Origin of the sequence: Novosphingobium sp. YAF33 (genome assembly GCF_052113265.1) — a bacterium.
Taxonomy (GTDB): Bacteria; Pseudomonadota; Alphaproteobacteria; order Sphingomonadales; family Sphingomonadaceae; genus Novosphingobium.
This window is the reverse complement of the sequence record NZ_JBFRCW010000007.1, coordinates 267,295-285,821: the sequence shown is the minus strand read 5'-3', so window position 1 is coordinate 285,821 and position 18,527 is coordinate 267,295. Positions and strand designations below refer to the sequence as shown.

General features: G+C 66.4%; 14 protein-coding genes. 5 read left to right on the top strand and 9 right to left on the bottom strand.

The window, feature by feature from the left end; genetic code table 11:
• Window positions 1-14: 14 nt before the first annotated feature.
• On the bottom strand, window positions 15-1,268 hold the full coding sequence (locus AB4Z00_RS16910; RefSeq protein WP_132263306.1) for an acetyl-CoA C-acetyltransferase: 1,254 nt from the start codon (window positions 1,266-1,268) through the stop codon (window positions 15-17).
• Window positions 1,269-1,513: 245 nt separating this feature from the next.
• Here AB4Z00_RS16910 and AB4Z00_RS16905 point away from each other — a divergent pair, with 245 nt between their 5' ends.
• Both AB4Z00_RS16905 and AB4Z00_RS16900 read left to right on the top strand, forming a co-directional pair.
• Window positions 1,514-3,175 (top strand): MFS transporter, encoded by a 1,662-nt coding sequence (locus AB4Z00_RS16905; RefSeq protein ID WP_442046660.1) that lies wholly within the window; start codon window positions 1,514-1,516, stop codon window positions 3,173-3,175.
• 81 nt (window positions 3,176-3,256) lie between these two features.
• Complete coding sequence (locus AB4Z00_RS16900; RefSeq protein ID WP_442046659.1) at window positions 3,257-4,294, top strand: NAD(P)H-dependent amine dehydrogenase family protein; 1,038 nt, start codon at window positions 3,257-3,259, stop codon at window positions 4,292-4,294.
• A 27-nt stretch (window positions 4,295-4,321) separates the two neighbouring features.
• Here AB4Z00_RS16900 and AB4Z00_RS16895 read toward each other — a convergent pair whose 3' ends face one another.
• The 3 genes from AB4Z00_RS16895 to AB4Z00_RS16885 all read right to left on the bottom strand — a co-directional run bounded on the left by AB4Z00_RS16895 (window position 4,322) and on the right by AB4Z00_RS16885 (window position 9,638).
• A complete protein-coding gene (locus AB4Z00_RS16895; RefSeq protein ID WP_442046658.1) occupies window positions 4,322-6,505 on the bottom strand; it encodes a putative bifunctional diguanylate cyclase/phosphodiesterase in 2,184 nt (727 codons plus the stop codon).
• A 325-nt stretch (window positions 6,506-6,830) separates the two neighbouring features.
• A complete protein-coding gene (gene glmS / locus AB4Z00_RS16890) occupies window positions 6,831-8,654 on the bottom strand; it encodes a glutamine--fructose-6-phosphate transaminase (isomerizing) (protein WP_442046657.1) in 1,824 nt (607 codons plus the stop codon).
• A 135-nt stretch (window positions 8,655-8,789) separates the two neighbouring features.
• Window positions 8,790-9,638, bottom strand: a complete 849-nt coding sequence (locus AB4Z00_RS16885) for a TIGR00266 family protein (protein ID WP_134093105.1) — start codon at window positions 9,636-9,638, stop codon at window positions 8,790-8,792.
• A 183-nt stretch (window positions 9,639-9,821) separates the two neighbouring features.
• Between AB4Z00_RS16885 and AB4Z00_RS16880 the strand changes: the two genes are divergently transcribed.
• Window positions 9,822-10,556: a tetratricopeptide repeat protein gene (locus AB4Z00_RS16880; protein ID WP_442046656.1), complete on the top strand. Its 735-nt coding sequence runs from the start codon at window positions 9,822-9,824 to the stop codon at window positions 10,554-10,556.
• Between the two features lie 57 nt (window positions 10,557-10,613).
• On the opposite strand, the gene glmU is transcribed toward AB4Z00_RS16880, so the two are convergent.
• Complete coding sequence (glmU, locus tag AB4Z00_RS16875) at window positions 10,614-11,984, bottom strand: bifunctional UDP-N-acetylglucosamine diphosphorylase/glucosamine-1-phosphate N-acetyltransferase GlmU (RefSeq protein ID WP_134093104.1); 1,371 nt, start codon at window positions 11,982-11,984, stop codon at window positions 10,614-10,616.
• Window positions 11,985-12,043: 59 nt separating this feature from the next.
• Here glmU and AB4Z00_RS16870 point away from each other — a divergent pair, with 59 nt between their 5' ends.
• Both AB4Z00_RS16870 and AB4Z00_RS16865 read left to right on the top strand, forming a co-directional pair.
• Window positions 12,044-12,748 (top strand): HAD hydrolase-like protein, encoded by a 705-nt coding sequence (locus tag AB4Z00_RS16870; RefSeq protein ID WP_442046655.1) that lies wholly within the window; start codon window positions 12,044-12,046, stop codon window positions 12,746-12,748.
• Between the two features lie 113 nt (window positions 12,749-12,861).
• Window positions 12,862-13,740 carry an isocitrate lyase/PEP mutase family protein gene (locus AB4Z00_RS16865; protein ID WP_134093102.1) on the top strand — a complete coding sequence of 293 codons (879 nt, stop codon included), beginning with the start codon at window positions 12,862-12,864 and terminating at the stop codon, window positions 13,738-13,740.
• Window positions 13,741-13,794: 54 nt separating this feature from the next.
• On the opposite strand, the gene AB4Z00_RS16860 is transcribed toward AB4Z00_RS16865, so the two are convergent.
• The 4 genes from AB4Z00_RS16860 to AB4Z00_RS16845 form a co-directional block, all read right to left on the bottom strand.
• Complete coding sequence (locus tag AB4Z00_RS16860) at window positions 13,795-16,650, bottom strand: M16 family metallopeptidase (protein WP_442046654.1); 2,856 nt, start codon at window positions 16,648-16,650, stop codon at window positions 13,795-13,797.
• A gap of 138 nt (window positions 16,651-16,788) precedes the next feature.
• Window positions 16,789-17,571: a phosphoribosylaminoimidazolesuccinocarboxamide synthase gene (gene purC / locus AB4Z00_RS16855; protein WP_132263291.1), complete on the bottom strand. Its 783-nt coding sequence runs from the start codon at window positions 17,569-17,571 to the stop codon at window positions 16,789-16,791.
• Window positions 17,572-17,750: 179 nt separating this feature from the next.
• Complete coding sequence (locus AB4Z00_RS16850; RefSeq protein WP_442046653.1) at window positions 17,751-18,233, bottom strand: low molecular weight protein-tyrosine-phosphatase; 483 nt, start codon at window positions 18,231-18,233, stop codon at window positions 17,751-17,753.
• 60 nt (window positions 18,234-18,293) lie between these two features.
• On the bottom strand, window positions 18,294-18,443 hold the full coding sequence (locus AB4Z00_RS16845; protein WP_021235825.1) for a hypothetical protein: 150 nt from the start codon (window positions 18,441-18,443) through the stop codon (window positions 18,294-18,296).
• Between the last annotated feature and the right edge of the window lie 84 nt (window positions 18,444-18,527).

Here is an 18,527-nt window from a genome sequence, read left to right as displayed (position 1 = left end):
CTTCGTTCCGGCGTTCAGACGCGCTCTATGACGATCGCCGGCGCCATGCCGCCCGCAGCGCACATGGTGATGAGGCCATAGCGGCCCCCGGTGCGCTCCAGTTCGTCAAGCGCCGTGCCGATAAGGATCGCCCCGGTCCCGGCGATGGGATGGCCCAGCGCGATCGAACCTCCATTCGGATTGACCTTCGCGCGGTCCAGGTCAAGGTCGCGGATGAATTTCTCGACCACCACGGCGAAGGCTTCGTTCACTTCCCAGACGTCGATCTGGTCCTTGGTCAGCCCGGCTTTTGCCAGCACCTTGTTGGCCGCCGGCACGGGGCCGTTGAGCATGAGGGTAGGGCAGTCTCCCGTCTCGGCCATGGCGACGATGCGCGCACGCGGCTTGAGGCCGTGCTTCTCGGCATAGTCCTTTGACGCCAGCAGGATCGCCGAGGCGCCGTCCACGACGCCGGACGATATGCCCACATGGTGAATCGGCTTGACGTCGAGATCGGGATAGACCTGCCTGATCAGTTCCACATAAGTCTTGCCCCCCGGCACGGAAGGCATGTCGAAGAACATCTCGAAGGCGGGCTTGAGCTGGGCGAGGCTTTCGGCCGTGGTGTCCGGGCGCGGGTATTCCTCATGGTCCAGGATGACATTGCCCTGATCGTCGCGGACCACGATGGTGGACTTGTCGAACCGGCCCTCTGCGATGGCCTGCGCGGCGCGGCGCTGGCTCTCGACGCCGAGCGCTTCCAGTTCCGCGCGGCCGATGCCTTCCATCGCCGCGATCGCATCGGCGGCGACGCCCTGGTTGGTCTGCGGATGCCTGGCCTGAAGCCGCGGATTGCCAGCGCCCATGCCCGCGCTGCCCAGCCCGGCCTCGCGCAACTTCATGCCGTGGGCATTGGCGTAGGAGAGCATGTCCATCCCGCCGGCCACCATGAGATCCGACATGCCCGACATGATCATTGCGGAGGCGAGGCTGGTCGCGGTGAGGCTGGAGCCGCAGAAGCGGTTGAGCGTGACGCCGCCGGCCCGGATGTCGTAGCCGGCATCGAGCGCGGCCATGCGGCCGATGTCGCCGCCCTGAAGGCCGATGGCCGCCGAAACACCCCAGATCACGTCGTCCACATCGGCCGTGTCGATGCCGTTGCGGTCCTTCAGCGCAGCCAGCACCGTGGCGGACAAGTGTTCCGGGTGCATGGCGGACAGCGCGCCCTTGCCCATCTTGCCGATGCTGCGCGGGGTGCGGACGGCGTCGATGATATAGGCGTCGGTCACGGTCTGCTCTCCTCGAAAATCCGCGCGGATCGGGCTTACCTGCGCGCTTTGTCCGGGGTGATGCTGGCCCGGCCGGGGAATTGCAATTGGCGGCCCGGCTCCTATCGCCTTGGCGATTGCCGCTGCGCCCAAGCATATCGTGGGGGCGGGGCCGGGTGCGAGGAAGGGGCCTGTTCGGTCAGCCGCCTTGACGCTGCGGCCACCCTCGCCATCATCTCCAGACAGAAAAATGCGAAAGGGCGGGCATGACGGGATTGGAACGGGCGGAGCAATCGGGGGGCGCCTTCGCACCTTTGCGCGAACCCACGTTCCGGCGGATCTGGACGGCCAGCCTGTTCTCGAATTTCGGACAGCTCTTCCTGGGCGTCGGCGCGGCCTGGGAAATGACGCGGCTCAGTAATTCGCCGAGCATGGTCGCGCTGGTGCAATCGGCGATGATGTTGCCGCTCGTCCTGGTGACGCTGCCTGCGGGCGCCATCGCCGACATGTTCGACCGTCGCCGCATCGCCATGACCGGCCTGACGTTCAGTGCGATCTGCGCGGCGGTGCTGGCGGTGGTGGCATTCCTCGGCCTGATCACGCCGTGGCTGCTGCTGCTGTTCTGCGCGCTGATCGGGGGAGGGGTCGCGCTCTATTCGCCGTCCTGGCAGGCGTCGATTCCCGAGCAGGTGTCGCGCGCGCATCTGCCTGCGGCGGTGGCTCTGGGGACGATCAGCTACAATGTCGCGCGCAGCTTCGGACCGGCCCTCGGCGGCCTGATCGTGGTGATCTACGGGGCCAAGGCTGTTTTCGGCATGACCTCGCTGCTCTATCTGCCGCTGCTGTTCGCCTTCTTCCTCTGGCGCCGCCGCCATGCACCTTCGCGGCTGCCGCCCGAGCGGATGGACCGCGCGATCATCGGCGGCGTTCGCTATGCGCTCCACGCCCCGGCGATCCGCACGGCGCTGGTGCGCGTGCTGGTCTTCGGCCTGAGCACGGCGACGGCCTCTGCCCTGGCGCCGCTGATCGCGCGGGACCTGCTGCACGGCGATGCGTCCACGTTCGGTGTGCTGCTCGGCGCGCAAGGCGTGGGCGCTGTGGCCGGCGCGCTGTTCGTCAGCCGCATCCGCGAGGCGATCTCGACCGAGCTGGCCGTGCGGATCTTCGCCATCGGGACCGGGTTGGCGCTTGTTGCGATCGGCATGAGCCATGACATCGTGGTGACCTGCGCGGCGTTCCTGATCGTGGGCGCCTGCAATATCCTGACCGTTGCCATGCTCAACGTGACCGTGCAGCTTTCCGCGCCGCGCTGGGTGACGGCGCGGGCGCTCTCGCTGTTTTCCTCGGCCATCACCGCCGGAATCGGGCTGGGCGCCTGGGCCTGGGGCGAAGTGGCGGCGGGGCGGAGCGTGGCCTTTGCGCTGGTGGCTTCGGGCATTGCCGTTGGCGCGACCGCGCTGCTCGGACTGCTCATGCCCATCGGCGGCGACCAGGCCGATACCGAGGAAGTGCCGCTGGGCCACGAGCCCGCCGTGGGCATGGCCCTGACTTTGCGGTCCGGGCCAGTGGTGATCGAGGTGGACTACGACGTCGATCCCGAACGCGCGCGAGACTTCTATGCAGTGATGATGAAAATGCAGTCGATGCGCAAACGCAACGGCGGCTTCGAATGGTCGCTTGCGCGGGACATCGCCGATCCCGCGCTCTGGACGGAGCGCTACCACTGCCCGACCTGGGGCGACTACTTGCGCCTGCGCGACCGCTTCACCCAGGCCGATATCGAGCTTCAGACCCAGGCCGATGCGTTCAACCGCTCCCATCAGGGCAACCGGGTGCGGCGCCGGCTGGAGCGGCCGTTCGGTTCGGTGCGATGGAAAGCCGATTCGCCCGACCCCCAGCAGGATACCGTCAGCTGGATGGCGCCCTGAACCCGCCGTTCCCATCCGGGGATTGCGGGAGTTCATGACCAGCGGCCAAGTCCGCACGAGACAAGAAACGGGAGAGAAGCGATGGAAGGCCGAAACTGGCGCGTCATCCAGTGGGCGACGGGCAATGTGGGCAGCCGCGCCTTGCGCACGGTGATCGAGCATCCCCGCATGGACCTTGTGGGGCTCTGGGTCAGCTCGCCCGAAAAGGTGGGCAAGGATGCAGGCGACCTTTGCGGATTGCCGCCCACGGGCGTGAAGGCCACCAATTCGCTGGACGAACTCGCGGCGCTCCATGCGGACTGCGTGCTCTATATGCGCCAGGGCACCGACTGGGACGAGATCTGCACACTGCTCGCATCGGGCAAGAACGTGGTCACCACGCGCGGCGACTTCCACAATCCCGCGCGGATGGACCCTGCACTTCGCGCGCGGGTGGAGGAGGCCTGCCGCTCGGGCCAGACCTCGATCTACAGCACCGGATCGAGCCCCGGCTTCGTGACGGAAGCCCTGGCGATCCCGCTCCTGTCGCTCCAGCGCACGCACGGGCTGCTGACCATCGACGAATATGCCGACGTCTCCAGCCGCAATTCGCCCGAGATGCTGTTCCAGGTGATGGGTTTCGCAGCGCCGATGGCACCATTCGACCAGCGCCGGGCCGAGCATCTCAAGGGCGATTTCGGCAGCTCGCTCTCGCAGATTGCCGATGCCGTGGGCCTCAAGGTGGACGAGATCGAGGCGGTGGGCGAACTCTCGCCGACCCTCAAGGACCTGACGATCGCGGCGGGCACGGTCCCGGCCGGCACCGTCGGCGCGATGCGCACCACGATCACCTGCAAGAGCGGCGGCCGCCCGGTCATGCGGTTCCGCGCGAACTGGTATGTGACGACCGAGATCGAGCACGAGTGGGACCTGCGCGAATCCGGATGGCGGATCACCACCGAGGGGGACACGCCGGTGAAGGTGGACATCACGTTCCCGGTCGCGGAGGAAGACTATGCCGCCTACACGCCGGGGTTGACGGCGCACCGGCCGGTCAATGCCATTCCCGCCGTATGCGCCGCACCGCCGGGTATCCGCACGACGTCCGACTTGCCGCAGATCCTGCCGATCTACGGTTAGGGTCAAGGATCGCCGATGCGTGCCTGATCACACGGCCGAGAAGGCGCGGTTGCGGAACAGCGCGACCGCGTCCTTCGCGGACATCGGCCGTCCATAGTAATAGCCCTGGATCTTGCGGCAGCCGAGCTTGCGGATCATCTCGACTTCCTTTTCGGTCTCAGCGCCTTCCGCGGTCGTCGACATGTCGAGGCTGTCGGCCATGGCGACCACGGCGCGGATGATCGCCAGGCTTTCGGCATTGCCGGTGGCCGCGCCCTGCACGAAGGAGCGGTCGATCTTGATGGTCGAAAACCGCAACTTGCGCAGGTAGCCGAGCGAAGAATAGCCGGTGCCGAAATCGTCGAGCGCCACCTTACAGCCCAGCGCCATGATCTTTTCGAGCGCGGAACGGGCAAGGGTGGCATCGCGCAGGAAGATGCTTTCGGTCACTTCCAGTTCGAGGCGCGCGGCCGGAAGACCGCTTTCGGTGAGGGCGGAGACGACGCTGGTCACGAAATTCGGGTCGAGCAGTTGCTCGCCCGAGACATTCGCGGCCACGCGCACATGGTCCGGCCAGTTCATCGCTTCCCGGCAGGCTTCGCGCAGCACCCATTCGCCGATCGGGATGATAAGCCGGGTATCCTCGGCGAGGGGGATGAACTTCACCGGGCTCACCGCGCCGTGTTCCTTGCTGTTCCAGCGCAGCAGGGCCTCGAAGCTGACGACGGTTTCGTTCTGGGTATCCACCACGGGCTGGAAGTTGAGCGTGAACTCCTTGCGTTCCAGCGCCGAGCGCATGGACGATTCCAGCTTGCGGCGTTCCTCGGCGCGGGTGTGAAGCGCGGGTTCGTAGGTGAAGTGGGCGTTGCCGCCTTCGTCTTTCGAGCGGTAGAGCGCAAGATCGGCATTGCGCATCAGCGTTTCCACTGCATCGCCGTCGCGCGGGCCGATGGCCGAGCCGATCGAGGCGCCCACGAACAGCGTATGGTGATCGACCTGGTAGGGCTGCGAGAGGCTCTGGATCACGCGCTGCGCCACGCGCTTGACGTAGTCTAGATCGGTGGCATCGCGGATGACGATCGCGAATTCGTCACCGCCCAGACGGCCGCAGACCTCGCGTTCCGTCATCTGTTCCTTCAGGCGTTCCGCCACGCGGGCCAGAAGCTGGTCGCCGACGTGGTGCCCCAGGGTGTCGTTGATCGCCTTGAAGCGATCGAGGTCGATCATCAGGAACGCGCAGCGCATGCGCCACTGCGAGGCGTGGGAGAGCGCTTCGCCGAGGGCTTCGCCCAGCATCAGGCGATTAGGCATGCCGGTCAGCGGGTCGTACCGCGCGAGCCAGGCGATCTTGTCGGAGTTCTCGCGTGCTTCGGTCACATCGGAGCCGACGCCGTGGAACCCGTCGAACTGGCCGGTTTCGTCCACGTTCGGCGTTCCGGACAGCTCCCACCAGCGCGCCTTGCCTGACAGGGTGACGCGGATGAGCAAGTTGGAGAAGCTTTCGCGGCGCTTCAATCGCTCGGCCAGATCGTGAAGGCTTGCCGGGAAATCGCCGGTTTCCCAGTTCGCGCCGGCAATGAGCTGAAGGAATGGCATGCCTTCGATCTCGCGCGGTTGCTTGCCGAGCGCGAAGGCGAAACGCGGCGAGACGGCGCGGACCCGGCGGGTGGTGTCGATCTGCCAGAGCCAGTCGGCCTCGCCTTCCTCGAATTCGCGCAGCAGCAGCGAGACCACTTCGTCCCGCTCGACCATGCCCGCTTCGGCCACTTTGCCGGTAAGGAACTGCCGGGCGGACTGGATGGCGCCGGCCACGACCACGGCGATGAAGGCGGAAGCGACCAGCGCGACGTCGTAGAGGCCGAGCGCGAGGAAACAGGCGATGGCGGAACCGCCGGCAAGCCCGGTGAAGACGAGTGTGCCCATCGGCACGCCCGGGATCAGCACTGCGAAAGCCGTCATCAGCATCGCCAGGACGGTCCAGAGCTTCACTTGCACGTCCGCAGCCAGGAACGGCCCGAAGCCGCAGACCGGGATCGACCAGACCAGGCCCTTGACGATGGTTGCCGCCAGATAGGCGCGGGCCTCGCCGGGCCGCAGGTTCCGTCCCTCGGCTGCGGAAACGGCGTTGTCGATTCGGGCACCGTACCAGGCCGCGGCGCAGACGAGCACGGCCCAGCCCAGGATCAGCCGGGGATCAAGGCGCGGCGCCAGCAGTCCGGCAGCGGCCAGCATGGCGGCGAATTGCGTGACGAATCGGGCGACAGGCGCGCGGGAGAGGCACGAATATTGAATGCCGCGCAGGCGCGCCCAATCCCCCTCCGCCGGCTGGGTCAGCCCAAGGATAGCGGAGACTGGCAGCTCCTTCGGGAGCGGTTGAGTGGGTTGCGACCGCTTTCTCACGCGGAGAGCCTATCGTGTGAAGGTTAGCGCGGAGTAAACCATCAGGCTGTTTTCGGGCGTCGTGCAAGATGGCCGGCAGCCGGGAAAATGCGCGCTGCCGCCATGATGGCCGCCGGGCTTCGGCACGACCTGCGGCAAGGTCGAGCCGAACCGGCCTCTATTCGACGGTCACGCTCTTGGCGAGGTTGCGCGGCTGGTCGACGTCCGTGCCCTTCACGCAGGCGACGTGGTAGGCCAGCAGCTGCACCGGCACCGCATAGACCAGCGGGGCGATGAGCGGGTGGACGCGGGGCATCTCGATCGTGGCGATGCAGCCTTCGCCGGCTTCGGCAATGCCTTCGGCGTCAGAGATCAGCACGACCTTGCCGCCGCGTGCGCGCACTTCCTGCATGTTGCTGACGGTCTTCTCGAACAGCGGGCCGGAGGGGGCGAGGACGATCACCGGCACGGCTTCGTCGATGAGGGCGATGGGGCCGTGCTTCATTTCGCCCGAGGCATAACCTTCGGCGTGGATGTAGCTGATTTCCTTCAGCTTCAATGCACCTTCCAGAGCCAGCGGATAGTCGGGGCCCCGGCCGAGGTAGAGCACATCGCGCGCCGGTGCGATCAGATGCGCCATGGCGGCGATCTCTTCGTCGAAGGCAAGCGCGGCGTTGAGGCTGGCAGGCGTTTGCAGCAGGTGGTGGACGACGTCCATCTCCTCGGCCCGGTCCATGCGCCCGCGCTTGACGGCGAGGTGCGCGGCCAGCGCCGCCAGCACGGCGAGCTGGCACGAGAAGGCCTTGGTGGAGGCCACGCCGATTTCCGGCCCGGCATGGGTCGGCAGCAGCAGGTCGGCCTCGCGCGCCATCGTGCTGGTGGGCACGTTGACGACAACGGCGATCGTCTGCCCGGCCGCCTTGCAGTGCTTGAGCGCGGCGAGCGTGTCCGCCGTCTCGCCCGATTGCGAGATGAACAGGGCAAGGCCGCCCGGCTCCAGCACGGGGTCGCGGTAGCGGAATTCGGAGGCCACATCGATGTCGACCGGCAAGCGGGCGAAAGTCTCGATCCAGTATTTCGCCACCATGCCCGCATAGAAGCTGGTGCCGCAGGCGACGATGGTGATGCGCTTGATCGCGGAAAGGTCGAAATCGATCTGCGGCAGGGCGACCGACTGGTCGACCTGGTGGATGTAGCTGCGCAGCGTCTGCGCCACCACGGTCGGCTGCTCGAAGATCTCCTTCTGCATGAAGTGGCGGTAATTGCCCTTCTCGATGGCGACGGCCGAGGCACCCGAGGAGACGATCTCGCGCTCCACCGGGTTGTTGTCGGCATCGAAGATCTGCGCGCCTTCGCGGGTGATGACGACCCAGTCGCCCTCGTCGAGGTACGTGATGCGCTGGGTGAGGGGGGCCAGGGCGAGGGCGTCGGAACCGAGGTAGGTCTCGCCTTCGCCGTAGCCGACGACCAGCGGCGAGCCGAGGCGGGCGCCGATCAGCAGGTCGGGGTGCTGGCGGAAGGCGATCGCAAGCGCGAAGGCACCGCGAAGCTGCGGGAGGACGACTTTCACGGCCTCTTGCGGGGAAAGCCCGGCCTCGACCTGTTCGGACACGAGGTGGGCCACCACTTCGGTGTCGGTCTGGCTCTCGAAAGTGCGGCCGCGCGATTCGAGGGCTTCGCGCAGCGGCTTGAAGTTCTCGATGATGCCGTTGTGGACCAGCGCCAGGTGCTCGGTGGCGTGGGGGTGCGCGTTGGCGGCCGTCGGCGCGCCGTGAGTGGCCCAGCGGGTGTGGGCGATGCCCATCAGGCCCGGTGCGGGATCCCGGGCCAGCTCGTTCACGAGATTGACCAGCTTGCCCTGCGCGCGGCGGCGGATCAGCTGGCCGTTCTCAACCGTGCAGACGCCCGCGCTGTCATAACCGCGATATTCCATGCGCCGAAGACCGTCGACCAGCCGATCCGCGACTTCTTCCTTGCCGACGATGCCGATGATTCCACACATTGTGCTTGCGTTACCTTAGTTCGAGCCGAAACTGACGTGCCGTTACACCGATAATGGTTGGCGTTTGGTGGCGCCACCATGAAGGCTTGGTAATGTGTGCAAATCGGATGGGTTTTCGGATGTAATCCGAAGCGGTCAATCGTCCCCGCCGATCATCGCCGCAAGGCCGCCTACGGCGCCGAGGCCGAGCATGGTGCTCTCCCCGCGGTTCTGCCCGCCGTAAGGCACGGCGGCAGCCATCATCCGCCCGGCCAGGCGCGAGAAGGGCAGGGACTGGATCCAGACGCGCCCGGGCCCGCGCAGCCGCGCGAAGAACACGCCCTCGCCGCCGAAGATCATCGACTTGACCGAACCCGCCCGGATCACGTCGAAGTCGATGCCCGCGGTGAAAGCGGCAACGCAGCCGGTATCGATATGAAGTTCCTCGCCCGCGGCCAGGGTGCGTTCGATCACGGTGCCGCCCATCTGCACGAAGACCCAGCCATCGCCTTCGAGGCGCTGCATGATGAAGCCTTCGCCGCCGAACAGACCGGTCATGATCTTCTGCTGGAAGTGCACCCCGATCGAGACTCCGCGCGCGGCGCAAAGGAAGGCGTCCTTCTGGCAGATCAGGCGGCCGTCCACGTCATCCAGCTTGATCGGCAGGATCGAGCCGGGGATCGGCGCAGCGAAGGCCACGCGGGCCTTGCCGCGGCCCTCATGGGTGAAGACGGTGGTGAACAGGCTCTCGCCCGTGACCAGCCGCTTGCCCGCGCCGAGCAGCTTGCCCATGAAACCGCCGCCCTGCTGCTCGGAACCGTCTCCGAACACGGTCGACATGGCGATCGAGGAATCCTTCCACACCATCGCTCCTGCCTCCGCCACCGCGCTTTCGCCGGGATCGAGCTCGATCTCCACGAACTGCAGCTCGTGGCCCTTGATCTCGAAATCGACATCGTCCGCGATCGCGGAATTTCGGCTGTGGCTCCAGGGGTTGTTGGACATGGATACTCCGTAGGCGGGAAAGATTCGGTGCCTGATATCTGGGTTTCGTGAAAGTTCTTGTCAAACCGCGTCCGTCGGATAGTCTGCAGGCTTCGACGAACACTGTTCCGACGACAATCGACCGGCAAAGACCGGCACACGATCGGTGTTCCTGGAGAGGATGTTCCTGGAGAGGATCGGCCGATGAACTTCATCAAGAAGTCGGTTTCATTTACTTCTATCGGTCTGGCCGGTGCTTTTGTCGGGATGGTCGCTACGGCTGGTTCCGGAGCTGCTTTCGCGCGTGACATCGGCGGCAGTGCCGCGGTGGTGAACACGGCGCTTCATGTCGAGAGCCAGAACGGCGTCAGCAAGGGCTTTGCCCTGATCCGTGCCGGCAAGCCCGCGCAGGCGGTTAAGATGTTCGATTCGGTGATCCTGGCCAGCGAGCAGGCGCTGAGCGGCGATGCCCGGCCGCGGCTCTGCCAGTCCCAGGCTGCGGATGCGCCGGTGGCCGCGGGCAAGGCGGTCGCGGTGAGCAGCGCCGTCTGCGATGCGCACTTCGGCAAGGGCTTCGCGCTCGTCGATCTCGGCCGTGGCGACCTTGCCGAAGGCGAGCTGCGGCGCGCCACGGAGCTGGCGCCGGACAATGCGCATTTCGCCAACGAATATGCGGAACTGTTCAAGTCGCGCCGTGAATGGCAGCGCTCTTACGATCTGTTCTCCCATGCCTGGGCGCTGGTGGACAAGGACACCAAGGGCACTGACGCATCGGTGGCGGCGCGCGCGCTGCGCGGGATGGGCTACAACAAGATCGAGATGGGCCAGTTGGACGATGCCGCCAAGCTGTTCCGCCAGTCGCTCGATTACGATCCGAGCAACGCCGGCGCCAAGAGCGAACTGGACTTCATCGCCCAGAAGCAGGCCATCGGCGCCTGATCGGCCGGTTTCCCCGCTGACATGACGACGGGCGGTCCATGACCGCCCGTTTTCGCATCAGCCTGCCGACTTTTCGGCCTTTTTCTTCTTCATCGCATCGTGGAAACGGTCGGCCCAGCCGGGCTTGACCAGTTGTTCGCCGCGCACCAGCCGCAGCTCGCCGTCAGCGACGTCGCGGGTGACCGTGCTGCCGGCCGCGACGATGGCGTCGGCACCGATCTTGACCGGGGCGACGAGGGCGCTGTTCGAGCCGATGAAAGCGCGCTCGCCGATGACGGTCCGGTGCTTGAAGTAGCCGTCGTAATTGCAGGTGATCGTGCCTGCGCCGAGGTTGGCCTTGGCGCCGATCGTGGCATCGCCCACGTAAGTCAGGTGGTTGGCCTTGGCGCCTTCGCCCAGTTCGGCGTTCTTCACTTCGACGAAGTTGCCGACCTTGGCGCCCTTGCGCAGCACCGCGCCGGGGCGCAGCCTGGCGTAGGGACCGATGGCGACGCCGCTTTCGAGGGTCGCGCCTTCGAGGTGCGAAAAGGCGTGGATGACGACATTGTCCGCCACGGTCACGCCGGGGGCAAAGACCACGTTGGGCTCGATGGTGACATCGCGGCCGAGCACGGTGTCCCAGGCGAAGAACACCGTTTCGGGTGCGATCAGGGTCACGCCGTCCGCCATGGCGGCGATGCGGCGCCGGGCCTGCCAGCGGGCTTCGGCCTCGGCCAGTTCGCCGCGGCTGTTGATGCCGCCCACTTCATCGGGATCCGGCGTGACGATCACCGCGCAGGCGCGTCCTTCGAGCGTCGCCACATTGACGATGTCGACCAGGTAATATTCGCCCTGGGCATTGTCGTTGCCGACGCGGGCGAGCAGGTCGAACAGGTCTGCCGACTTCACTGCCATCAGCCCGGAATTGCAGAGGCGGCAGGCGCGCTGCTCTTCGGTGGCGTCCTTGTATTCCACCATCATCGCGATGCGCCCGTCGTCATGGGCGAGCACGCGGCCATATTGCAGCGGCTCGTCCGGCTCGAACCCGAGCACGACGACAGCCGGCGAATCGTCGGCATGGAGCCGGTCGATCATCGCGCGCATCGTTGCGGTGCTGACGAAAGGCACGTCGCCGTAGAGAATCAGTACGTCGCCCGCGAATCCCGAAAGCGCCGTTTCGGCCTGCTGCACCGCATGCCCGGTGCCGAGCTGGGGTTCCTGAACGGCAATCGCGGCACGGCCGCCAAGGGCCTTTTCCAGCTGTTCGCGGCCGTGCCCGGCCACCACCACCTGCCGCTCTGGCGCCAGCGCCGCTGCACTTTCGAGCAGGTGTTCCAGCATCGGCCGCGCGGCTATGGGATGGAGAACCTTGTGCAAGTCACTCTTCATGCGAGTGCCCTTGCCGGCAGCGAGAACGACGATAGCGAGGGGCGTTGAATGTTCGACCATGTGCATCACTTGCCAGCAAATTGTTGCGGTTTCCACAGCGACAAGCCACTGATCGGGGAATGACGGACTTCCCTTTCGATATCGTCGGTTTCGATCTGGACGGAACCCTGCTGGATTCGCTCGGCGATCTGGCCGTAGCCCTCAACCATGCCTTGTCTCTGGAGGGGCGCCCGGCGATCCCCTTCGATGCCGTGCGCGACCTTGTGGGCGGCGGCGCCAGGAAGATGCTGGCCCGGGGGCTGGAAGTCACCGGCGGTCCGGTTTCGGACGAGCGGCTGAGCGCGCTGCACCAGGCGCTGATCGATTTCTACAGCGACCATGTCGCCGTGCAGACCCGGCTCTATCCGGGCGGAGAGGCCATGCTCCAGGGGCTGGCGGCGCGCGGCGTCAGGATCGCGGTGGTGACCAACAAGCTGGAGCACCTGGCCGTGAAGATCTTCGCGGAGCTGGGCCTTTCGCATCATTTCTTCACGGTGATCGGCGGCGATACGCTCGGCCCCGGCCGGGCCAAGCCGAAACCGGATCTGATCGAACTCATGCTGGAGCGGGCCGGCAGCGCCGACAGGCCCATCCGCGCGGCCTTCGTCGGCGATACCACATACGATACCGGCGCGGCGGCCGCGGCAGGCATTCCCTGCGTGGCAGTGAGCTTCGGCTTCAACGATCGCCCGGCGCAGGAGCTTGGCGCGGCCGCCGTGATCGATCACTTCGACGAACTGATCCCCACGCTCGAACGCATCGGCGCGGCCGCGGAAGCGGTGTGATCGCAACGCCCCGCCGATAAGCGGGGCGCCGGCGGCCCTGGGCATGCCGGGCGGCTTGTCCGCTCCCGGCAATCGTGCGAGCCCTCGCTCGACAAGAGCGGGAGAGAAACGCGATGCCGACGCCGGGTGAGAAACTGCGCGCGCTGATCGAGAACGGTGAGCACTTCGTCGCGGCCGAGGCCTATTCGGCCCTGACCGGGCGCATCGTCGAGCATGTCGGCTTCAAGGCGGCCTATCTCGGCGGCCACGCCTGCTCGGCGTTTCACTATGCGGTGCCGGACAACGGCGTATTCAGCCAGGTCGAGATGATCGAGCAGTCCGCCCGGATCGCGCAGGCCATCGACATCCCGCTCATCGTCGACGCGGATACCCTGGGCGAGACGGTGGCCGACGCCTATCATTTCACGCGCCGTTACGCAGCGGCCGGGATCGCGGGCTACCATGTCGAAGACGAGGTCAATCCCAAGCATTCCAAGCATGTGAACGGTCTCTGTTCGGTCGAGGACATGCAGCTGCGAATCGAGGCCGGGGTGAAGGGACGGGGTGATTCCGGTCTGGTCATCATCGCGCGCTGCGACGAACTCTATACCAGCGCCAATGGCGGCGGCGGGGGCGGATCGGTCGAGGAAGCCATCCGCCGCGGCCACGCTTATGCCGAGGCCGGCGCCGATGCCATCGTCTTCGCCAGCGCACCGCCCGAGCAGCAGGCCGAAGTGATCCCGCACATGACCATCCCGGTCTGCACGCTGGGCTTCAACCTGCCTGACACGGCCTTCACCCTCTCCACCGCCTGGGGCTGGGTCTCGGCTGCAGTGGGCCATCTTGCCATGGCCCGCGAGCTGATGGAAACCGGCGCGGTGAAAAGCGCGATGAACGCTTTCACCAACTTCCCGGAAAAATACGACCTGATCGACCAAAGCCTCTACGACGACCTCATCGCCGAATGGGCGGAGCGCACCGGCCGGCCCACCCGCCCCAACCACGCGCGCTAGAGGACGGGGCTGCACTGGCCTTGCAGTTCGGGCGGGCGGTTAAGGCCCGATCCCTCAAGGCCTGGGCGATTCGACGCCCTCGGGCAAGGCCAGGACCTCCAGGCCCTTGTTCGGATCGAGATAGCGCTGTGCCATCGTCTGGAGGTCTGCGGCCGTGATCCTGGTCAGCCGCTCGCGGGCCTGGGTGAAACGGGCGATGCGGTCGGGCTGGCTCTGTGCGCGGTCGACCAGCGAGAGCCAGGTCGCATTGCCTTTCAGGGCGTTCTGGTAGGCTTCGAGCAGGGGTGCGCGGGCGCGCTGCAGCACGTCGTCGCTGACGGGCGCGGCGCGGAGATCGAGCAGGACCTTGCGGATTGCCTCGCGGCTGGCGGGAACGTCGGCAACGTCGATCGAGGCGGCGATGGCGAACGTGCCGTAACCCTTCCAGTAATGCGACAGCGAGCTGCCGGCCGAGGGTGAATAGGCCTTGCCCAGGGCTTCGCGCAGACTGTCGGTCAGTTCGATGCGGACGACACGCTCGAGCATTTCCAGCCTGAGCGTGTCGAGCGGGTCCGAATCGTCGCGCGTGGGCCAGGTCAGCCGCAACAGGGCCTGATCGGCAGGGCCGGTGTGGCGAACCACCCGGGCGCTGCGGTCTGCCGTGAAGGTGCGCGGCGGCTGTTCGTCATAAGCCTGGAACGCCGCTTCACGCGGCGGGAGAGCGCCCAGCGTCCCGGCCACGAAGGCGATGGCCTTGTCCTCGTCGAAATCGCCGACGAGGCCCACTTCCACGGCGCCATGGGCAAGGCGATCCGAAATGCTCTTCTGCAGCCGGGCATAAGTCAGCCGCCGGTAGGTCTCGACCGGCTGGAGGCTGAAGCGCGGGTCGTTGTCGGAAACGATGCGGCCAAGATCCGCGCTCATCGCCGAGGAAGGCGTGGCGCGAAGCCGGGCGAAAGTGTTGTTCACCTGCTGGCGGTACTGCACTTCACCCTCGGCGCGGTAGCCGGGATCGGTGACCAGGGCGGTGAGCAGCTGGAGTTGCAGTTCCAGGTCGCGCGGGGTGGTGACCGTCTGCGCGTCGAAGCTGGCCGTGCCGCTCGACAGGCCGAAGCCCAGCGTATGGCCCGCCATGATGCTGTCCAGATCGTCGCGGCTGTGCTTGCCGAGGCCGCCCTTTTCGAGCCAGCCCACCATGTCCGTGGCCAGGGGGTCATCCCGCGTCTCCAGCATGTCGCCACCGTCGATGGAGAGGCTGACGCGCACGCGATCCTTTTCCAGTTCGGTCTGCTTGAGATTGAGCATGACGCCGTTGGAAAAACGCAGCTCGCGAATGCCCAGCAGGGGATCGCGGGTATCGCTGACGACCGTGCCGGGCGTGCCGAAGGCGGTATAGCCGAAGTTCGCGGCGGCGGCCGCGTTTTCGCGAGGCACGGGGCCGCGCATGGCTTGCTGCCAGGCGCTGCGCAGGGCCGGTTCGCCGCCGTCCGGGGCCTTGCGGCCTTCGAAGCGGATCAGGGGCTTGTCGAGCGCCAGCGCCTCGCGCCGGACAGCGGCCAGCACGGCCTTGGGCGTGATCCGGGGCGCAAAAGCCTCGAAGCGTTCGAGCCCGGAGGCCGGCGTGGAGGGCACCAGCCGATCGTCGACGAGCGCCAGCGCGATAGCCGCCAGCACCGCATTGCTGCGGGTATTCGCCGAACCGGCCGCATCGACGAGCGAGCTGCGCAATTGGGCGAGCTGTTCGGAGACTTCGGCAGCGCTGAAACCGTGCGCCAGGGCGCGGCGATATTCGCGGGCGACGGCGGCCACGCCGTCCGCCCATTTGCCGTCCACGCTGTCGATGATGAGGCGGGTGGAGCGAGCGGTTTCGAAAACGTCTCCCGTGCCGAAGCCGGCGCCGCGGAATGGGGGCTGGGCACTTCGCGAAAGGCGCTGCAGGCGGCGGTTGACGATGGCGTAGCCGATCGAGCGCAGCAGGTTCTCCTGCCGCTGGGCGATCGTGTCGGGCTCGTCCAGCCAGGCGCCGTTGCGCTGGATGGTCAGCCGTTCCGACAGTGCGGGGTCGATCCAGACGCCGGTGCGCTTGCGATCCTTGGCATCCACCGGCCCGGCATCGGGCTGCAGCTCGGCCTGCGGACCCTGCCAGTCTCCGAAGTGGCGCACGATCCCGGCCTCGACCGCTGCCGGATCGAAGTCTCCGACGATGACCAGGGTGACATGGTCCGGAACATATTCGCGCGCATAGAACGCGCGCAGGTTCTGTGCGTTGGCGGCATTGAGCGTGGCGACGGTGCCGATGGGGAAGCGGCGGGAATAGAGCGCGCGAGGGTAGAAGAAGCGCGTCGAATCGATGGTGTTGCGCAAGGCAAACGTGTTGCGGTCGCGCATTTCCGAAAGGATCACGCCGCGCTCGCGGTCGATCGCGGCTTGCGAGATCGTCAGCTCGCCCGCGGTCTCGCGCATGAGCATGAGCGACGTGTCGAGAAGGGCGGCGTCGCTGCGCGGCAGGTCCAGCTTGTAGACGGTGCGTTCGAAGCTGGTGGAGGCATTGGTGTCCGCGCCGAAAGCCAGGCCGTCGCGTTCGAGAAGAGGGATCATCTGACCTTCGGGCACGCGCTTGCTGCCGTTGAAGGCCATGTGCTCCACGAAATGCGCGAAGCCCTGTTCGTCGTCATGCTCGTCGAGCGAGCCGGCGGCGACTTCCATCCGCACCACGGCGGTTCCGACGGGGGTGGCATTGCGCCGCACGATATAGCGCATGCCGTTGGCGAGGCGCCCGAAGCGGAACTCGGAATCGAGCGGGATGTCGCTCTTTTCGAAGGCCCAGCTGGTGTCGTTGGTGCCGGCTCTCTCGGCGCGCGGCACGGCCTCTCGGGCCGATGCGCCGAGCGGCGCGGCAAAGAGCAGGGCGGCGAGGAGAATCTTCCGCATCGCGCGGGAGTGCCTCACCAAGTCGCTGATAACAAGAGGCTGCGGCCTTCCGCGATCCTGGCGAGGCGGACAACGGGCAAACGAAAAGAGCCCGGCGCGCCTTGCGGCGGCCGGGCTCTTTTCAAGGTCCTGCGAGACTTACTTCCCGCGCAGCTTGCGGTGCTTCGACAGGTCGAGCACTTCGCTCGGGCCGTTGTCGTCCTGCAGCAGGCCGAGGCGGCGGGCGACTTCCTGGTAGGCCTCTTCCTCACCGCCGAGGTCGCGGCGGAAGCGGTCCTTGTCCAGCTTTTCGCCGGTGAACATGTCCCACAGGCGGCAGCCGTCGGGGCTGATCTCGTCCGCCAGGATCACGCGGCTGTAGTCGCCGTCCCAGATGCGGCCGAATTCGAGCTTGAAGTCCACGAGGCGAATGTTGATCGCCGCGAACATGCCGCACATGAAGTCGTTCACGCGGATCGCCATCGCCGAGATGTCCTGCATCTCTTCGTTGGTGGCCCAGCCGAAGCAGGCGATGTGCTCTTCGGCGATCATCGGATCGCCCAGCGCATCGTCCTTGTAGTAATATTCGATCAGCGTGTGGGGCAGGGGCTCGCCTTCAGGAATGCCCAGGCGCTTCGAGATCGAACCGGCCGCCACATTGCGCACCACGACCTCGATCGGGATGATCTCGACCTGGCGGACGAGCTGCTCGCGCATGTTGAGGCGGCGGATGAAGTGGTTGGGCACGCCAATGTGATTCAGGCGCGTGAACACGTACTCGCTGATGCGGTTGTTGATCACGCCCTTGCCCTGGATCGTGCCCTTTTTCTGCGCGTTGAACGCAGTGGCATCGTCCTTGAAATACTGAATCAGGGTGCCGGGTTCAGGGCCTTCGTAGAGGATCTTGGCCTTGCCCTCGTAGATCTGGCGGCGACGGGACATGCGTGTTCGTCCTTGAAACTGTATAAAGAGCAAACCCCGGCTTGTAGGACGTCGGGCGACCGCGGGCCGGGGCGTTCGAGCGGGCATATAATGGAAGCAGGGGTAAAAGCAAACCGGTTGGGCCCGTCCGGCAGGGGCGCCCATCGGCGGATCGCTCCTGAGCTATCCGTACGCCGGGGTCAGCGGCCCGATCCGGCGATTTCCGCCAAGAGATTGCGGGCCGCCTCGCGTACCTGACGCCAGGTCGTCTCGAAGCCTTCCGGGCCGCCGTAATAGGGATCTTCCACGTCCTGCCCTTCCAGTCCGGGCACATGGTCCAGCAGGAGCGAAAGGCGGGCGGAATGGCCGGCAGGGGCGATGCGCCTCAGATTCGCAAGATTGCTGCCGTCCAGCGCGACGATGCGGTCGAATCTGCGGAAGTCGTCGGCTTTGACCTGCCTGGCGCGATAGGATGAGATATCGATGCCGTGGCGTAGCGCCTCGGCGCAGGAGCGCGGGTCGGGGCCTTTGCCGATATGCCAGGCGCCGGTCCCGGCGGAGTCGATATCGAGGTCCAGTCCCGCTTCGTCCGCCGCCTCGCGAAGCGCCGCTTCGGCAAGCGGGGAGCGGCAGATATTGCCGAGGCAGACGAAAAGGATGGACGCTGGAGGCACTGCAGACATGGCGCCTAGCCTACAGGCGGTCGGTGCCGATCTCAAATGCGTTTGGAGGCTGGTCCGGGGTCAGCGATGCCCGAACAGGCGTTCGAGGAAAGTGGGCTGGTCCATCGGCTGGATGGGGCCATGGAAGCGGCGGCGCAGGCCGGGATCGAGCGGCGCGCGCGGCGTCCAGATCCGTTCCGAGCGATAAGTGCTGTCTTGCGTCAGGGCCATTGGCGGCTCCATTTCTAGGGATCATTCCTGAGAATAAACCCTAGGACGCGCGGAAAGTTTCCTTTTCCGCGCGCCGCGGAGCCG

Bases quoted from the DNA above. Each gene is read 5' to 3' on its own strand.
- AB4Z00_RS16860 (WP_442046654.1), bottom strand. From the start codon at position 16,650: ATGCGGAAGATTCTCCTCGCCGCCCTGCTCTTTGCCGCGCCGCTCGGC.
- AB4Z00_RS16865 (WP_134093102.1), top strand. From the start codon at position 12,862: ATGCCGACGCCGGGTGAGAAACTGCGCGCGCTGATCGAGAACGGTGAG.
- glmS (WP_442046657.1), bottom strand. From the start codon at position 8,654: ATGTGTGGAATCATCGGCATCGTCGGCAAGGAAGAAGTCGCGGATCGG.
- AB4Z00_RS16885 (WP_134093105.1), bottom strand. From the start codon at position 9,638: ATGTCCAACAACCCCTGGAGCCACAGCCGAAATTCCGCGATCGCGGAC.
- AB4Z00_RS16870 (WP_442046655.1), top strand. From the start codon at position 12,044: ATGACGGACTTCCCTTTCGATATCGTCGGTTTCGATCTGGACGGAACC.
- AB4Z00_RS16880 (WP_442046656.1), top strand. From the start codon at position 9,822: ATGAACTTCATCAAGAAGTCGGTTTCATTTACTTCTATCGGTCTGGCC.
- glmU (WP_134093104.1), bottom strand. From the start codon at position 11,984: ATGGTCGAACATTCAACGCCCCTCGCTATCGTCGTTCTCGCTGCCGGC.
- AB4Z00_RS16845 (WP_021235825.1), bottom strand. From the start codon at position 18,443: ATGGCCCTGACGCAAGACAGCACTTATCGCTCGGAACGGATCTGGACG.
- AB4Z00_RS16850 (WP_442046653.1), bottom strand. From the start codon at position 18,233: ATGTCTGCAGTGCCTCCAGCGTCCATCCTTTTCGTCTGCCTCGGCAAT.
- AB4Z00_RS16895 (WP_442046658.1), bottom strand. From the start codon at position 6,505: ATGCTGGCCGCTGCCGGACTGCTGGCGCCGCGCCTTGATCCCCGGCTG.
- AB4Z00_RS16900 (WP_442046659.1), top strand. From the start codon at position 3,257: ATGGAAGGCCGAAACTGGCGCGTCATCCAGTGGGCGACGGGCAATGTG.
- AB4Z00_RS16905 (WP_442046660.1), top strand. From the start codon at position 1,514: ATGACGGGATTGGAACGGGCGGAGCAATCGGGGGGCGCCTTCGCACCT.
- purC (WP_132263291.1), bottom strand. From the start codon at position 17,571: ATGTCCCGTCGCCGCCAGATCTACGAGGGCAAGGCCAAGATCCTCTAC.